Annotated in this window: 16 protein-coding genes and 1 tRNA gene; 3 read left to right on the plus strand and 14 right to left on the minus strand. The window is 35.4% G+C overall.

Features of this window, described 5'->3' with window-relative positions:
- Positions 1 to 29 precede the first annotated feature (29 nt).
- The 7 genes from K4G57_RS05580 to K4G57_RS05610 form a co-directional block, all read right to left on the minus strand.
- A complete protein-coding gene (locus K4G57_RS05580) occupies positions 30 to 1,349 on the minus strand; it encodes an aromatic amino acid transport family protein (RefSeq protein WP_221532189.1) in 1,320 nt (439 codons plus the stop codon).
- 706 nt (positions 1,350 to 2,055) lie between these two features.
- On the minus strand, positions 2,056 to 2,190 hold the full coding sequence (locus tag K4G57_RS09250) for a hypothetical protein (protein WP_283249680.1): 135 nt from the start codon (positions 2,188 to 2,190) through the stop codon (positions 2,056 to 2,058).
- Positions 2,191 to 2,304: 114 nt separating this feature from the next.
- Positions 2,305 to 2,931 (minus strand): HAD family hydrolase, encoded by a 627-nt coding sequence (locus tag K4G57_RS05590; protein ID WP_221532190.1) that lies wholly within the window; start codon positions 2,929 to 2,931, stop codon positions 2,305 to 2,307.
- Positions 2,932 to 3,057: 126 nt separating this feature from the next.
- Positions 3,058 to 3,145 (minus strand) — tRNA-Ser (locus K4G57_RS05595).
- 64 nt (positions 3,146 to 3,209) lie between these two features.
- On the minus strand, positions 3,210 to 3,956 hold the full coding sequence (locus tag K4G57_RS05600) for a fumarate reductase iron-sulfur subunit (RefSeq protein WP_221532191.1): 747 nt from the start codon (positions 3,954 to 3,956) through the stop codon (positions 3,210 to 3,212).
- Positions 3,953 to 5,926 carry a fumarate reductase flavoprotein subunit gene (locus K4G57_RS05605; RefSeq protein ID WP_221532192.1) on the minus strand — a complete coding sequence of 658 codons (1,974 nt, stop codon included), beginning with the start codon at positions 5,924 to 5,926 and terminating at the stop codon, positions 3,953 to 3,955. The genes K4G57_RS05600 and K4G57_RS05605 overlap by 4 nt, the downstream gene beginning before the upstream one ends.
- 11 nt (positions 5,927 to 5,937) lie before the next feature.
- The gene (locus K4G57_RS05610; protein ID WP_221532193.1) at positions 5,938 to 6,708 is read right to left on the minus strand and encodes a fumarate reductase cytochrome b subunit; all 771 of its coding nucleotides are present in this window, start codon (positions 6,706 to 6,708) and stop codon (positions 5,938 to 5,940) included.
- Positions 6,709 to 6,930: 222 nt separating this feature from the next.
- Here K4G57_RS05610 and K4G57_RS05615 point away from each other — a divergent pair, with 222 nt between their 5' ends.
- From K4G57_RS05615 to K4G57_RS05625, 3 genes are read left to right on the plus strand one after another with little or no spacing between them, the layout of a single operon-like run.
- Complete coding sequence (locus K4G57_RS05615; protein WP_221532194.1) at positions 6,931 to 7,176, plus strand: NifU family protein; 246 nt, start codon at positions 6,931 to 6,933, stop codon at positions 7,174 to 7,176.
- A gap of 28 nt (positions 7,177 to 7,204) precedes the next feature.
- Positions 7,205 to 7,984, plus strand: coding sequence for a hypothetical protein (locus K4G57_RS05620; protein ID WP_221532195.1), 780 nt, complete (start codon positions 7,205 to 7,207; stop codon positions 7,982 to 7,984).
- A gap of 15 nt (positions 7,985 to 7,999) precedes the next feature.
- Positions 8,000 to 9,337: a UDP-N-acetylmuramoyl-L-alanyl-D-glutamate--2,6-diaminopimelate ligase gene (locus tag K4G57_RS05625; RefSeq protein ID WP_221532196.1), complete on the plus strand. Its 1,338-nt coding sequence runs from the start codon at positions 8,000 to 8,002 to the stop codon at positions 9,335 to 9,337.
- On the opposite strand, the gene K4G57_RS05630 is transcribed toward K4G57_RS05625, so the two are convergent.
- Genes K4G57_RS05630 through napA form a run of 7 tightly spaced genes read right to left on the minus strand, consistent with a single transcriptional unit; the run spans position 9,334 to position 16,143 of the window.
- Positions 9,334 to 9,723: a chaperone NapD gene (locus K4G57_RS05630; RefSeq protein ID WP_221532197.1), complete on the minus strand. Its 390-nt coding sequence runs from the start codon at positions 9,721 to 9,723 to the stop codon at positions 9,334 to 9,336. The two genes, K4G57_RS05625 and K4G57_RS05630, sit on opposite strands and share 4 nt — an antisense overlap.
- Complete coding sequence (locus K4G57_RS05635; RefSeq protein ID WP_221532198.1) at positions 9,724 to 10,701, minus strand: WD40 repeat domain-containing protein; 978 nt, start codon at positions 10,699 to 10,701, stop codon at positions 9,724 to 9,726.
- Positions 10,698 to 11,243, minus strand: a complete 546-nt coding sequence (locus K4G57_RS05640; RefSeq protein ID WP_221532199.1) for a 4Fe-4S binding protein — start codon at positions 11,241 to 11,243, stop codon at positions 10,698 to 10,700. The genes K4G57_RS05635 and K4G57_RS05640 overlap by 4 nt, the downstream gene beginning before the upstream one ends.
- Positions 11,244 to 11,768: a nitrate reductase cytochrome c-type subunit gene (locus tag K4G57_RS05645; RefSeq protein WP_221532200.1), complete on the minus strand. Its 525-nt coding sequence runs from the start codon at positions 11,766 to 11,768 to the stop codon at positions 11,244 to 11,246.
- Complete coding sequence (gene napH / locus K4G57_RS05650; protein WP_221532201.1) at positions 11,768 to 12,574, minus strand: quinol dehydrogenase ferredoxin subunit NapH; 807 nt, start codon at positions 12,572 to 12,574, stop codon at positions 11,768 to 11,770. Before napH ends, K4G57_RS05645 begins: the two co-directional genes overlap by 1 nt.
- A complete protein-coding gene (gene napG, locus K4G57_RS05655; RefSeq protein WP_221532202.1) occupies positions 12,574 to 13,347 on the minus strand; it encodes a ferredoxin-type protein NapG in 774 nt (257 codons plus the stop codon). The genes napH and napG overlap by 1 nt, the downstream gene beginning before the upstream one ends.
- A gap of 9 nt (positions 13,348 to 13,356) precedes the next feature.
- On the minus strand, positions 13,357 to 16,143 hold the full coding sequence (gene napA, locus K4G57_RS05660; protein WP_221532203.1) for a nitrate reductase catalytic subunit NapA: 2,787 nt from the start codon (positions 16,141 to 16,143) through the stop codon (positions 13,357 to 13,359).
- Positions 16,144 to 16,161: the final 18 nt, after the last annotated feature.

A 16,161-nucleotide genomic window follows, 5' to 3' on the forward strand; every position in this document is an offset into this window, starting at 1 on the left:
AACAACATTAATTACCAAAAATTTTGATTTTACAATGTATAAATCACTGTGATAATTGTTAAAAGCCCCGTTATAAATACAAATGCGTCCAAAAATCTATTTTGAAATTTCTTTAACTTTGAAACCGTATAAATTGCTACAATAGGCATTATAAATAAAATTGTAGCAATGATTGGACCACCTAAATTTTCAATAAACCCCAAAACACTAGGGTTATAAAATGCCACAAGCAACATGACCACATACATCACAAAACCACTTATAAAATGGATAAGTTTTAAATTCAACTCTTTATCACCAAAGAGTTTGCAAGTTTTTCTAACAATTCCATACGCCCCCTCTCTTGCTCCAAAATAATGCCCAAAAAATGAGCTAGAAATTGCTAAAAATGCAATGATTGGGCTACTATATACAATCCAAGGATTTTGAAATTTATTTGCAAAAAATGAAAGAATAGGAATATTTTGCGCTCTTGCTTCAACCAATTCCTCTGCACTTAAAGACAACACGCAAGAGATTACAAAAAACATCACAAAAACAAGTAACATGCTAGAGGTTGCAAATAAGATTCTACTTGTTTTTCTCTCATAAATTGTTGCATATTCTTTTTTTACGCTCAAAGAGAAGGTAGAAATTGCTGGAGAATGATTGAAAGAAAAGACTAAGACGGGAAGTGTTAGCCAAATAATCGTTAAAAATTCTTTTGTATTTGGAATCGCAGTGAAATCAAATGACCAATATGGGATTAAATATAAAGAAAATGCAAACAATATGATACAAAGTGGAAAAACTAACCATTCACAAACTTTTGTAATGATTTCCTCACTAAATAGCATAATAACCATAAAAGCACTCACCAAAATAAACACAAGAATCGCACGATAAAAGGGAAAAAGTGTGATAACCTTTTTGCCATTAGTATCTACTTTTGTCTGATAGATACTATTTAGCCATTGTGCAAACGCACTATCTGCATTTAAAAGAGGTAAGAATTGATTATAAATAAAACTTTCAAAAGTATTTGTGATTCCAACACAATACGCAAGACAGATAGGAAAAATTGCAAAAAAATACAAAATCGCGATAAAAAGACTAATTTTTCTCCCAAAATATTCTTCTGCTGCATAAGTAATATCCCTATCATTACCGCTTGCTTGCAAAACAAAACAACTTAACGCCTTATGACTTAAAAACACCATAGGGAAGATAATACAAGCCATTACTAAAACAGGAAAAACTCCACCAGAACCCGCCTTAATTGGCAAATACAAAATCCCAGCCCCAACAGCTGTGCCAAAAAGCGACAACATCCACCTCGTGTCAAATTGCGTCCATTTTAAACTTTTCATCACTATTTCCAAAATAAAAATTTTCACATTGTAGCATAGTTGTTACAAAGATTTATAAAAGCATTATCCTAAAAGAGATATTTAACTTATCGTAGCTAATAAGCACCTAGCATAAGATTATCATAGTGTTTAATGATTGCTATTTGTTAGATTTATAAAGCAAAAAATATTAAAGCAAGATTTTTAGAAAACCATTAATCTTGTTTTAGAATCAGCTAAGGAGTATAGCTATTTTTCATTAGTTTAATTCATTATTTATTTCTCTTATAATTTCATTTTTGTTGATTTTATAAAACGAGTAACCGATGTGCTTAATGGCTTATTAGTAGCCCCGTTAACAAATCATCATTACTTTCAAATATCAGAATCAAAGTTTTTGTATTGCTAAAAAGAGTTTTACGTCAACAATTTTTCACTTTTTAATTTCATAAGACAAAATAATGTTAGACTTTCCATTGCTTAAAATATCATTAATAGACTTTTAATGCATTTTCTTTAGTGTTCCTATCCTATTTAATAATAGCTTTATTCTTTGTTTATGGAGAAAATCTTTTGTATGCTCCCAATGCTTAAAAATAGAGTTTTAAAAAGATAATTCTTTTAAATATAAAAGCATTTTTAACTGTTGATATAAAATCCCAGAATACACAGATTTAAAAAGAATTGCAATTATGATACACCATTTTTGTGTGTATTGACTTCTCCTTTAATTGCCATAAAGTTGTGAATCTAAAGCTTTGAATTGTTGAATGCTAGAGTTAGAATCCACATTTTGAGAAAGCCCAATTTTCACATACGCACCAAATGTCAATAAACCTAAAATAATGAAAAATGCACTCATTGCTACCTTGATTTACGCAAAGATCATTTTGAAATCTCTCTTAATAATGTGCAGATAAAAAGTAAATTTTTACATGCAATGAAAAACAAATTTAATAAATAAAAGGTTAAGCCTCTAAACTATCTTTTCAATAAGCCTAAGCAATCCCTTTGCATCGCAAAATTCGTTAGATTTAAGAAGAGCGGGATTTTCTCCCCATTTAGCGTGCAAATAAGGAATATTAGCATTTTTCGCAGCACCTTCATCTTTTGCACCATTGCCTATAAAAATACTTTTTGCAAAGGGAGCAGATTGCAAGATAATATCTATCATCATAGGGCTTGGTTTAGATTCTATATTTGGGGTTGAACCTATAACTTTATCAAAGAATTGGGCAATTTTATGACGTTGCAAAATAGGCAATAACTCATCATGCGGTGCGTTAGAGGCAATAGCTAAAAAATAATTTCTTTTCTTACATTCACCCAAAAGCCATATTACATCATCAAAAATCTTTACATCTTGCTCATAAGCTTTATGAAAATATTTCTCAAATCCAACCTTATAGCTAGGATAAGCAAAGTTATCTAATGCATAAAAAATCTTAGGGCAATTAAGCGTAGGCGTATGCAAAACATACTTAATATATTCATTCTCTAATTTTGGAAGATTTCTATCTTTGCGTATTTCATTAATGGCTACACAAATAGCATTTTCGCTATCAATAAGTGTTCCATCCATATCAAAAATTATATTAAGCATAGCGCAACCCTCCAAAATTTTATTTTTTTATAGTTACGTATAATAACATAAAACCAATGATTAAAAAGCACGGAATAGGCTAAAATATTATAAGTGAGAATTTAGGTTTGCGTATTTGGGAGTCTATGGCAGAGAGGAAGGGATTCGAACCCTCGAAAGCTCACACTTTACACGCGTTCCAGGCGTGCTCCTTCAACCACTCGGACACCTCTCTAAAGGAGCGAAATTATACCAAAAAAATAAATCCTATCTTAGAATCCCAACTTGGGATTCTAAGATTATTTTACCACTGCCATTTTGCGACGCAAATAAGCAATTTTACTTTGTAGCGGTAGATTTTTTGGGCAGACATCATGACAAGCAAGTAAACTCATACAACCAAATACTCCATTATCATCGCCTACCAACTCATAATAATCAGCATCCGTTCTATTATCATGTGGGTCAAGCATAAATCTAACTACACGATTAAATCCAGCAGCCCCTACGAAATCTTCACGCATTAACTTAGTTCCGCATGAAGCAATACAACATCCGCATTCAATACATCTATCAAGCTCGAAAACCTCTGCAGCAACTTCAGGCTCAACGCGTTCTTCAATTTGACACATATGTTCTTCGCTTTTTTCTTGTGCGTGAATCCAACTTTCAACTCGCTTACTCATTCCATTAAACCAATTTCCAGTATCTACTGACAAATCTTTTAAAAGTTTAAACGCAGGTAGTGGCATAAGCGTAATTACGCCATCTGGAAAATCTTTAGTTAATGTGCGGCACGCAAGGCGCGGACGCCCATTAATCATCATTCCGCAACTTCCACAAATCCCAGCACGACATACGAAGTCGAAGCTCAAATCTGGATCAAATTGCTCTCTTATCATATTCAAGACAATGAAAATCGTCATAGAATGCGCCTCTTTTAGCTTATATTCCGCGAAGTGAGGCTTAGATACCGCACTATTTGGATTAAATTTTAAAACCCTAATCGTTAAATCTCTATTGCTACTCTCAACAGCTCCACTCATTGTTTATCTCCTATTCTTTCATTACGCGCTTTATAATATGATTGCAATTCAAATGGCATTAGAGCTTCTTGTATTGCATAACGATCCTTGCCTTGTGCTTCCATATCAGAGCGGATTTTATCAATTTGCTCTTGCCGTCTTAGACTTTCTGGATTCTCAATAATCATTCCCTTAGCACCATATCCGCGGAATCCCGGAGCCATTTCCATTGTAGAAATATCAAGTGCTTCATAGGTTAATGTAGGCATTGTCTGATTTGGATCTTCCCAACTAGCTAATGTTCGCTTTAACCAATTTTGATCATCTCTTTTTGGATAATCCTCTCTACTATGTGCCCCGCGAGATTCTGTTCTATCTAACGCACCTTTTGCAACGCATAATGCAATTTTAAGCATTTTTGGTACACGATATGCCTCTTCTAGCTCTGGATTTGCATAAAGACGTTTTGTCTTAATTCCAATATTCTTGCTACGAATATAAAGCTGTTCCAACTCTTTAACAGCGGATGCCAAATGCTCACCATCTCTAAAAATTCCGACTTTGTCTCCCATAATTTGCTTCATTCTATCTTTGATTTCAAAGACATTTTCTGTTCCAGTATTATCCAGGATACTTTGAAGATAATTTTGTTGCTTTTGAATAAATTCTTCAACAAGTTTTGTTTCAATATCTGTGTGGGAATTTAAGCAGTTTTGCGCAAAATAATCCCCGATAATCATACCGCTAACGACAGCTTCACTAACAGAGTTTCCACCTAATCTATTAAATCCATGTAAATCCCAACATGCAGCTTCTCCAGCAGAAAATAATCCTTTAAGTGCTGTTTCGCCTTTTGCATTTGTGCGGATTCCTCCCATGCAGTAGTGTTGCATTGGTTTAACAGGCGCCCATTTTTCAGCAGGATCAATACCTGCAAAGCACTCACAAATCTCTTGAACATCACGCAAATTTGTTTCAATGTGTTTGCGTCCTAAAATAGAAATATCAAGCCACAAATGCTCACCATAAGGGGAACTTACACCTTTACCCTCTCTAATTCTCTGAATCATTCTACGAGATACAACATCACGGCTTGCGAGCTCTTTTTTCTCGGGTTCATAATCTGGCATAAAGCGATAACCATCCACATCACGCAATACACCACCATCTCCACGACAGCCTTCAGTTAGCAAGATTCCGCTTGGAAAAAGTCCTGTTGGGTGAAATTGCACCGCTTCCATATTGCCTAGCTTTGCGACTCCTGTCTCAAGTGCGATTGCAGTGCCTGTCCCCTCACAAATTACAGCATTTGTTGTATCTTTGTAAATTCTTCCATAACCACCAGTTGCTATTAATGTTCCTTTTGCAACATAACCAATCAACTCACCTTTTACCAAATCACGCACAATCGCACCATAGCAGCGTCCATCTTTGTGAATAAGTGCAATAGCTTCTTTTCTATCGTGAATATCAACGCCATTTTTAAGAGCCTCATTTGCAACAGCAAACAACATAGAATGTCCTGTCGCATCTGCTGTATAACAAGTTCTCCATTTTTTAGTTCCACCAAAATCACGTGAATGGATTAATCCATGTCTAAAATCTTCCTCTGTGATTGTTGTTTTTTGAGCATTGATAACTGCTGTCCTATCTCCTTTTTTGATTCTAGTCCATGGCACACCCCAAGCTGCTAATTGACGAATCGCCTTAGGAGCAGTTGTAACAAACATTCTAGCAACCTTCTGGTCACAACCCCAATCACTTCCTTTTACAGTGTCTGCAAAGTGCAAATCTTCATTGTCTCCATCACTCATTTTTGAATTACCAAGACTTGCCTGCATTCCACCTTGAGCTGCTGCGGAGTGGCTACGCTTAACAGGAATCAAACTTAAAACAATTGTATTTAAACCTTTCTCCTTACAGGCAACAGCTGAACGCAATCCCGCTAAACCACCACCAATTACTAATGCATCGCAATATACTATTTTCATTGACTTCTCCTTTAATTGCCATAAAGTTGTGAATCTAAAGCTTTGAATTGTTGAATGCTAGAGTTAGAATCCACATTTTGAGAAAGCCCAATTTTCACATACGCACCAAATGTCAATAAACCTAAAATAATGAAAAATGCACTCATTGCTACCTTGATTTTACGCAAGGACTCTAAGCCCAAATTCTCAAACCAACCCCACTTAACACATAAACGATACATTCCAATAGACATATGCAATTCTACTGCAAAAAGCAATGCAATATAAAGAATCCAAAAATGTTGATGGACAAATCTATAAGAGGACGATTGTGGTCCTATGGTATCTGGCTGTGAAAACATTACAAATAAATGCACACTTGCAAGAAAAAACAATGCAAAACCTGTGCATGCTTGAATCCCCCAATACGAAGTGTCTCCATGTTTCATTACCATTTTATGCGCTTTAAAAATGCTAAATTGTCTAAAATTAATAGGAAATTTTCGCAATGCCAAGAATGCATGCGCAACAAACGCAACAATCACAACTGCAGCAACAATGCTTACAATGAATGGTTGTGGCTCACTAAAAATAGCACTACCTTCAAAAAATTTAGCAACTTTATACATTACACTCTCGCCTAGTAAAATACTAGAGACGAAAATCATATGTGCAATCATAAAAAGCCCCAAAAACAAGCCTGTCGCACTCTGCAATACATCAAGTCGCGCTGGTAGTCTGCTTTTCTTGCGCTCACTTGTGATGCCTAAATAACCTTGAATCACTACTTCATCATTTTGCATAAATCCTCCTAAAAGTAGATAATGTATTCATAATGCTTTCGCACACCGCATAATTTCAAAACCTAAAAATCTATAGATTATAAACAAAAATTTAATAAAATTAGATTAAATTTTGATTTAAGACCGCTTTTATATAAACTTAAGCAAATATTAGTAATATCCTATGCCATAAAAACCCACAAAAAATCAAAAAAACAATTAAAAAATTTTAAGGAAAATAAAATGTTGCCTTTTAGTGATACAGAATTATTAAAGCCCGTAGAAGCAAGCATAGATAAGGTCCGCCCAATGCTCATTAAAGATGGCGGAAATGTGACACTAATTAAGATTGAAAATGGGAAAGTGTATGTGCGTTTAGAAGGTGCCTGTAAAGGCTGTCCAAGTAGTGCGCAGACGCTAAAATTTGGGATTGAACATACTTTGAAAAACGACATTCATCCAGATATTGAAATTATTAGTATCTCTTAGAAAATTTTAAAGAGTTTTAAGGAAAAGCTTGACTACACAACAATCAAAGATTTACATAAACATTAAAAACAAAGCTAAGCGTGCTTTTGTTAAGCGTAACTATGCACAAACCTTAGAATTACTTTCCTATGCGTATGCACTAAGTTTGGATTCTAAAATCCAACTTGAAAACCCTATAAAACTTGACCTTAAGGATTCTAACACCGCTAAAAATACTAATGAAATCACCGCTTCTAATTCAATAATTTTCACAGATTCTACAAACGCTTCTGCTCCTGCTATTAATTTAGATTCCATAAATTCCAAAGAATCTTTAGAGCTAAAAACCCTATGTGCTTTAGCGGATATGGCAATGGAATACGAAGAAGAGGCGCGCGCACTTTTTGAATATTATCAAGTCATTACTAAAAAGGACAAAAAAGACTCCAAAAAGGATTCTACAAAAAAATCTGAAAGCGCCGAGGAGATTATCTTAGATATGGTGCAGAACTTTGACCAAAACATCTACGCATTAAACCTTGCAATTGCACATTTAGAAGACATTGAGGTGGATAAGAATGATGGAATCTTATACAAAGATTTTGAGAATTTAGAAAAAGAAGTCGGCTTTAGGGAAGCTTTTGTAGATTTAATGTTTAGCACAAAAATTATTTTTACCAATAAAAACGAGTTTTTATTTTTTATGCAAAACCTCGTAAAACACGGATTTAGAGAAATTGCGATTAATTATTTTGAAAATATTGGTAATATGCTTTACTACGACAAAGACTTTGTCAAACTCTACCAAAAAATCTTACAAAATCCCTAAAATTAAGGAAATGTTATGAAATATGTTTTGGATTCTACATTGCCAAACTCTCATCTGCGCTTTATTAGTGATGATTCTAGGGAAATTTTAGACGAAGATTGCAATGCAGAAAACTGCGCCTTTTTGATAACTAAAAGCAACCAAAATTATGTAGAGAACGCTAAACAAAATGCCTTTAAAATCTTCATTACCCCACAAGATTTGAATCAATATTTAGACTTAAACTTAAAAATTATTGGCATTACTGGCACAAATGGTAAAACAACAACTGCAGCAATGATTTACTCAATCTTGCTTGATTTAGGACATAAAGTCGCACTTCTAGGAACAAGAGGATTTTTTATAAATGGAATCCAAAAGCGCAAAAAAGGACTCACCACGCCTTCCTTGTTAGAAATTTATAGCGCAATTTCTGAAGCAAGAAGGGAAAATTGCCAGTATTTTGTAATGGAAGTTAGCTCCCATGCAATCGTGCAAGAACGCATTGATGGGCTAGATTTCACGCTTAGGATTCTAACTAATATCACAAGCGACCATCTAGACTACCACAAAACTCTAGAAAATTACATCACAACAAAAAATTCCTTTTTTGCTAATCCACTAGACTTAAAGCTAATCAACAAAGATGAGCCAAATGCGCACTATGCACTACAAAAAACCATCACTTACGGAATTGAATCTCTAGCAACCCTACAAGTAAAAGCTTATAGCTTAAAAGATGGTATTACTGCACAAATTACTTATGGCAAGGAAACAGCAAACTTGGAATGCGCACTTTTTGGCAAACACAATCTCTACAATGCCATAGCAGCTATTGGAGCAGTAAAATTACTAGAAGATAAACCTCTGCAAAGTATTTGTGAGAAGCTGGAAAATTTTGGCGGCGTGTTAGGACGTATGCAAGTTGTTGCACAGAAGCCTTTAATTATTGTGGATTTTGCACACACTGAAGATGGAATGGAAAAGATTTTTCAATCTTTTCCACATAGAAAAATTGCTGTCGTTTTTGGTGCAGGAGGAGATAGAGATAAAACAAAGCGCCCAAAAATGGGGCTATGCGCAGCAAAATACGCACAAAAGCTCTACATCACAAGCGATAATCCACGCAACGAGATTCCAAATGCAATTATCCAAGAAATTTTTAATGGGATCCCTAAAGAGCTAAGAGAGAGGCGAGAGATTTTCCTAGAGGAAAATCGCACAAAAGCAATCCAAATGGCAATCACAGCACTAAAAAATGATGAAGTCCTATTGATTTTAGGCAAAGGCGATGAGACCTATCAAATCATCGGTAATTCTACAATACATTTTGATGATGTAGAAGAAGCGCAAAAAGCATTAAATCTATGCTAGGGTTTTTCTAACGCCTGCTCTAATAAACTTTGTGCATCGCCACCATAAACTATCTTATCTGCAGTTTGCGCATCATCTTTTAAAACACTGGGCACACTATCTTGCTTTTGGATATTCTCTTGTAGGTCTTGCAATTCTTTACTATGATACGCATATATCATCTGCGCAGTAATTACTCCACTAAGATTTTCAATTCGCTTTAAAAGCTTTATTTCTTCATCAATATTCTGTGATTCTAGAGTTACAATAATCTTACCACTTGCATCTTGATAATGACACTGCGCGTTTTCTATTGCATTAATACTATCCCAAAGACTTGCGAGATTATTAGGCGCACAAAGCACAACTAAACTAGAAACATTATACTCTTCTTGTGTATTCTCCATTTATTTCTCCCAAATTAAAATATTTTTCCCATCCTCACTGCTTATAATGCGTGTGGAATCCAAAAAAATAATATTATTCAACAAACTTGTATGCCCTTTTAACACTCCTAAAGAGTCACGTGATTGTATATCAAAAACCCTAATATTACTTTCTTCATCTTGCATATATGCCCCCACGCTCCCATTTTCATTTAATCCCACACTATACACCAAGAATTCCACATTAATAGTATAAAACTCACTTTTTTGAGTTTTCAAATCCAATAGATAAACCCCAACTTTTCTATCTTGCCCTGCAGTGATGAAGCGCACACTATCCCCAAAATGCGCCATTTTCACTTGATAAACATTATCCTTGTTTGCTCCCTCTAATTCTGCAATAACACTGCCACTTTCAATATCCCCATAATACACGATTCCAGATTCACATGCTAACGCATAGCGTTTTAATTGCAAATCCAATGCAAAATCAGAAAATGGAGCTTCTGATAATTGCTTTTTATACTTAACTTCTCCTTGTTTAAGGTCATACAAAATAATCTCATTGCTAGCAAGCCCTAAAAAAATTCTATCTTTGTCAATAAAAGCTACTTTTTTAATACCCGGGAATTCTAAAACATTTAAACGATATAATTCCTCATTTTCAAAAATATATAAGTTTTTACCGCCATAATCTCCCTCGCTTAAAATTAAGATTCTATTCTCCATCCTATCAAGACTATATACTTTTGGCGCATAGGAATCTGTATAAAAACTCGTAATATTTGGCAACTTTAAAAGTTTTTTCACTCTATCTTCGTTAAGCTCCAACACCTCCCCAAAATCACTCCCAATAAGCACAGAATCCTTATTTTTTTGCATTGTTACGATATTTTTTTCTAAAACTATATTTTTAATAGGTGCATACTCTCTAATATTTGCAACATCTTGTGCTTTTAAGACACATAGCAACACTAAAATAACTCCAAAAATTTTCAAAACTCTACCTTTTCTTTTTCAAACAATAAAATTGCCTGTGTAGGACACTTACTTACACACTCTGCACAACCAATACAAGATTCTTTAATCTCTGGATAAAAAAGTCCATTAAAAACAATCGCATTCTCCCTTCCTAAAATGCTATAACACACATCTTTACAGGTATTACACAAAATCTTTTGGTATGCTAAACAATGTATTTCAGAAATTTTAAGAAAAAAGTTCCAATTAGGATTCTGCTCTTGTGCTAACTTTTTATCCAAAACTCCATTAGGGCAAGCATTAGCACATTCCCCACATAGCAAACACCCATTTGCTCCAAAATCCACAACAATACAATTTTCACAAAAACGCAAAATTCCACCATTCTCTTTGTTATAAACCTCATCACAAGCTAATATACAAGGTGCTTTTAGTTCTTCTACACATTGCTCACAATTTTTATAAAAAAGAGAATGCTCTCTATTATAAGGAGCTAAGGGCAAAAAGCCCTTTTTTTCTTTTTGGGTAAAAGCAGTCAAAAATTCTCTACGGCTTACCACTTAATTTACACCCTCATTAATCACATCTAATAAATTTGATTTTATATTACCATTTTCTTTCCTGAAATCTGGTGTAAATTTATTCTCTACCAAAGGAGTAGCACTAACCTGTGTTGCATGGCAAATCACGCAGTTAAAACGCGTTTCGTCCATATTCTCTTTCATATCTACATTATCACGAAAATTATAAAAATGTGATTTTGGCATAGGCGTTGCCGCCACTGCTTCTGCAACTCCTGGCAAATGGCAAGAAGTGCAGGAATTATTTTCTTTTGTAATTGGCAACATATCCTCCACATTATGCGAAATCATTGGAGGAGCATTTTCAAATGCGCGCTCAATTAATTCAGATTCTCCTGCAGCTTTTCCGCTATAATCAATCCTTTCAATTTTAGCATCTTCATTAAAAAGCGTACTTTTTCTCAAACCGATTTCATTTTCACCATAACTTTGACCTGCTTTACACCCTAGAAAAATAAGCCCAGCCACCGCCAAGCTTGCTAGAGCAAACTTCTTAATATTCATCATTTCTCCTTTACAAATTCTAATAAACTAAACCGCAACGCATTATCCCCACAAACTTCAATACAACGCCCACAGCGCGTACATTCTCCACTTGTTACTAAGCCACTATGCTTACCAATAAGACCTAAAACTTGTTTTTGTGGACAAATCACTTTACATTCTAAACAATGCGTACAAGATTCCAAATCATATTTAACTTTTAGTATCGCAAAACGCCCTAGCAATGCATAAAAAGCACCCAAAGGACAAATGCGCCCACAAAAAGCATTTTTTGCAATAAATAAATCTAGCAAAAATACAACCAACACAGCAAAAAATCCAACTCCAGCTCCAAAGATAATCCCACGATGCATCATTGCGATAGGGCTTATTGTCTCAAATGCTGCGATTCCAAAAATTGCGGATAGCCCCAAACTTAGAGCTAATAAAACATAACGCAAAGTATTACTTAAATACACCTTATTACCTAAGGCGTCAATTCCAAGTTTTCTGCGCAAAAATGCTGCAATATCTGTTACAAGATTAATCGGACATACATAAGCGCAATATGCTCTACCAACCAATATTCCGTAAAATAAGGCGATAAGCACTGCTCCAATAAGCGCAGTAGAACCCACAATAGCACCACTAAAAAAGAGTTGTAATACAGCAAAAGGATCACTTAATGGAATCTTTCCAAACACCAAAGAAGAGCTTAGATTTCCTTGCAAAACTTTTATACTCGTGTAATTGCCTAGCACATAAAGAACTAAAAGACCAATTTGAACAAAACGACGTAATATTAGATAGCGATACTTTCTAAGCATTACAATTCTCCGTTATTTAGATAGTCTTTGGCTTTATTAAAATCTTGTTTGAGAAACTTCTTTCCTGCATCTTTTAAACGCATTTCATCATTCTCTTCCCAGCCTTTAATATAATTTGTCCCAACATGACCTAGCACAATTTCTCGTGGCATAACTATAATAGCTGCCTTCTCCGTAATACAAGCTTTTTCACACTTACCGCAACCTGTGCAAACTTCACTCTCTACAACAGGAAGCAAATAGGAATGTTTTCCTGTGCGTTCATTACGTTTTAACTCCAATTTAATTGCTTCCCCAAGCAAAGGACAAGCGCGATAGCACGCATCACATTGGATCCCCCAATATGCTACACAATGCTCCTTATCTACGATTGCAACACCCATTCTTGCTTTGTTAATCTCTAAACTTCCTTGTGCATCTTGCACCAAAAAAGGATCTAGAGCCTTTGTTGGACAAACCGGCACACAAGGAATATCAAAACACATCTCACAAGGTATCTTACGTGGTTCAAAATAAGGTGTTCCAATAGGTTTCCCGCTACCTGCATCTGCTAATTTTAAAGTGTCAAATGGACAAGCTTCCACACATAAACCACATTTAATACAATGCTTCAAAAATTCTTCTTCCTTCAAAGCACCAGGTGGTCTTAATGGTAAAACACCTGCTTTACTTTCTTGTAAAAATGAGCTCCAAACTAATCCACCAAAACTAACAAGCGCAATTGCCTGTGCGCTACTTAGCAGAAATTTACGCCGACTTGTCTTTTTTTGCATACTCAGCCCTTATGCTTTATAGATTTTTACTGCACACTTTTTAAAATCTGTTTGCTTAGAAATTGGACAAGTTGCATCTAGGCACACTTTATTAATATACACTTTCTCATCAAACCAAGGCACATATACAAGCCCTAAAGGAGGACGATTTCTCCCTCTCATATCCACTCGCGCTTTAACTTTTCCACGCCTAGATTCCACCCATACTGCGTCATTTTGCAAGATACCAAGCTTCTTTCCATCTTCTGGATGCATATAACATAATGCTTCTGGCACAGCACGATAAAGCTCTGGAACGCGCATTGTCATTGTTCCGCTATGCCAATGCTCTAAAACACGCCCAGTGCTTAACCAAAATGGATATTCTGCATTTGGCATCTCTGGTGGATCCATAAAAGGACGGAAGAATATTTTTGCTTTATTTTTAAGAGAAAATTTCTCTTGTGTTTTTGGAGCTATTAAATCCCCTCTAGGCAATTCTTTACCAAAGTCTCCATAAAATGCAAAATCTCCATTCTTAGCTTTTCTTGCATAATAATCATATTTTGCATTAAATCTCCATTGTGTTTCTTTGCCATCTACAACAGGCCATCTTAACCCTCTTACTCTATGATAAGTATCAAAATCAGCTAAATCGTGTCCATGCCCTACACCAAATTTACGATACTCTTCCCAAAGATATTTTTGAACAAAGAATCCATAACCATCAAAGACTTCGCCATCACTCCCTTTAACTGCGCGCTTATCACCAAATACTTCAGAGTTTAGCTCATCTTTTAAAATTGCATCTTCTACTTTAAAGCTTTTCGCTTCTGCATTAGCATATAAAACATCATATAATGTAGAATCTTCACTATATCCAAGTGCTTTTGCCTCTTCCAAAACACTTGGTAAAGTTAATTTATCGTTAATCTTTTTTTCACCCCAAACTTCTTTTAGTTTAAAACGTTTTGAAAATTCCATCATCTGCCATGTATCACTCATTGCTTCACCTTGTGGAAGCACTTGCTGTTTCCAGTGTTGTGTGCGACGTTCAGCATTTCCATAAGCACCCCACTTTTCATAAATCATAGCAACAGGTAAAATTAAATCCGCAACTTTCGCGCTAATTCCGGGATATGCGTCTGAAACAACAATAAAATTATCCATTTCTCTTGCTGCTTTAATCCAATGGTTTGCATTTGCAGTATTTTGCCAAGGATTATTCACTTGCACCCATGCCCATTTAATTTTTCCGTCTTCTAAATTACGCATAATTTGCATAAAATGTGCACCCATTTGCGGATTAATTGTTCCTTTAGGAAGTTTCCAAATCTTTTCTGTAATTTCTCTGTGCTTTTTATTTGCTACTACCATATCAGCCGGTAATCTATGTGAAAATGTCCCAACTTCTCTAGCTGTTCCACAAGCACTTGGTTGTCCCGTAAGAGAAAATGCTCCACTTCCTGGCTTTGCTTGCTTTCCAAGTAGCATATGCACCATATAACTTTGCTCATTTACCCAAGTTCCGCGCGTATGCTGATTCATCCCCATTGTCCAAAAGCTCACAACTTTGCGATTTCTTTCAATGTAATAATTCGCAAGTTGCTGTAATTTTTCTTTAAAAGATTCCACACTCTCATTAGAATCCCCTTTTGCTAGATTCGCAACAAAATCAAGCGTATAGGGTTCTAAAGCCTTTTTAAAATCTTCAAAGGAGATTTCCCAGTGGTTACCTGCTTGTGCGTTATGTTTATTTTCCATAACATCACCTGCTTGCATTCCAAGATATGCTAACGTTACACCTTCTGCTTGACTAATCACTTTAGATTTCTCTTTAGCAGCAATATCTAGCTCTTTTGGATTATATTTTGCATGTTTAATGTCTGTGCGCATACCATAACCAATATCCGCATAACCTGTTGTAAAAATACAATTTTTCTTAACAAAGCCCCAATCAATTGCTTTTGGGTTATTATAAACAATCTCTCTTGCAATATAATTCCAAATTGCTAAATCCGTATGTGGCGCAAATACAATTTCAATATCTGCTAAATCGGAAGTTCTATTAGAATATGGTGTAAGATTAATCACTTTAACTTTATTAGGATTTGTTAGTTTTCTATCTGTAACTCTAGCCCAAAGAATTGGGTGCATTTCTGCCATATTTGCACCCCAAGTTACAATTGTGTCTGTTAGCTCAATATCATCATAACAGCCCGCGGGCTCATCAATCCCAAATGTTTCCATAAAGCCAACAACCGCACTTGCCATACAATGTCTTGCATTAGGGTCAATATTATTACTTCTAAAACCACCTTTAATAAGCTTCACAGCCGCATAGCCCTCTTGCACTGTGTATTGTCCAGAACCAAACACACCAATCCCTGTTGGTCCAAGCTCATTATAAGCCTTTTTAAACTGCTCTTCCATAACATCAAATGCTTTTTGCCAACTTACAGGTTGGAATCTACCTTTCTTATCAAATTCCCCTGCTGCATTAACACGTAAAAGAGGTTGTGTCAAACGATCTGCTCCATACATAATCTTTGCATTAAAATATCCCTTAATGCAATTTAACCCGCGATTAACAGGTGCTGCTGGGTCTCCTTTTATAGCAACAATTTGTTCATCTTTTGTCGCAACCATAATTCCACAACCGGTCCCACAAAACCTACACACAGACTTATCCCATTTCCAACCACTCTCTGCTTCTTTAGTCGCCGCTAAAGCTTGGTTTGGCAATGCGATTCCAACTGCACTTGCTGCACTTGCTGCAGCTGCTGTTTTTAAAAACTCTCGTCTATTGAATGCCACAAAAGCCTCCTTGACTTA

Origin of the sequence: Helicobacter turcicus (genome assembly GCF_019711685.1) — a bacterium.
Taxonomy (GTDB): Bacteria; Campylobacterota; Campylobacteria; order Campylobacterales; family Helicobacteraceae; genus Helicobacter_D; species Helicobacter_D turcicus.

Excerpts from the sequence above, each read along its gene's own strand:
- napH (WP_221532201.1), bottom strand. The coding sequence starts at position 12,574 with ATGCTTAGAAAGTATCGCTATCTAATATTACGTCGTTTTGTTCAAATT.
- K4G57_RS05580 (WP_221532189.1), bottom strand. The coding sequence starts at position 1,349 with ATGAAAAGTTTAAAATGGACGCAATTTGACACGAGGTGGATGTTGTCG.
- K4G57_RS05610 (WP_221532193.1), bottom strand. The coding sequence starts at position 6,708 with ATGCAAAATGATGAAGTAGTGATTCAAGGTTATTTAGGCATCACAAGT.
- K4G57_RS05590 (WP_221532190.1), bottom strand. The coding sequence starts at position 2,931 with ATGCTTAATATAATTTTTGATATGGATGGAACACTTATTGATAGCGAA.
- K4G57_RS05605 (WP_221532192.1), bottom strand. The coding sequence starts at position 5,926 with ATGAAAATAGTATATTGCGATGCATTAGTAATTGGTGGTGGTTTAGCG.
- K4G57_RS05615 (WP_221532194.1), top strand. The coding sequence starts at position 6,931 with ATGTTGCCTTTTAGTGATACAGAATTATTAAAGCCCGTAGAAGCAAGC.
- K4G57_RS05625 (WP_221532196.1), top strand. The coding sequence starts at position 8,000 with ATGAAATATGTTTTGGATTCTACATTGCCAAACTCTCATCTGCGCTTT.
- K4G57_RS09250 (WP_283249680.1), bottom strand. The coding sequence starts at position 2,190 with ATGAGTGCATTTTTCATTATTTTAGGTTTATTGACATTTGGTGCGTAT.
- K4G57_RS05645 (WP_221532200.1), bottom strand. The coding sequence starts at position 11,768 with ATGAATATTAAGAAGTTTGCTCTAGCAAGCTTGGCGGTGGCTGGGCTT.
- K4G57_RS05600 (WP_221532191.1), bottom strand. The coding sequence starts at position 3,956 with ATGAGTGGAGCTGTTGAGAGTAGCAATAGAGATTTAACGATTAGGGTT.
- K4G57_RS05630 (WP_221532197.1), bottom strand. The coding sequence starts at position 9,723 with ATGGAGAATACACAAGAAGAGTATAATGTTTCTAGTTTAGTTGTGCTT.
- napG (WP_221532202.1), bottom strand. The coding sequence starts at position 13,347 with ATGCAAAAAAAGACAAGTCGGCGTAAATTTCTGCTAAGTAGCGCACAG.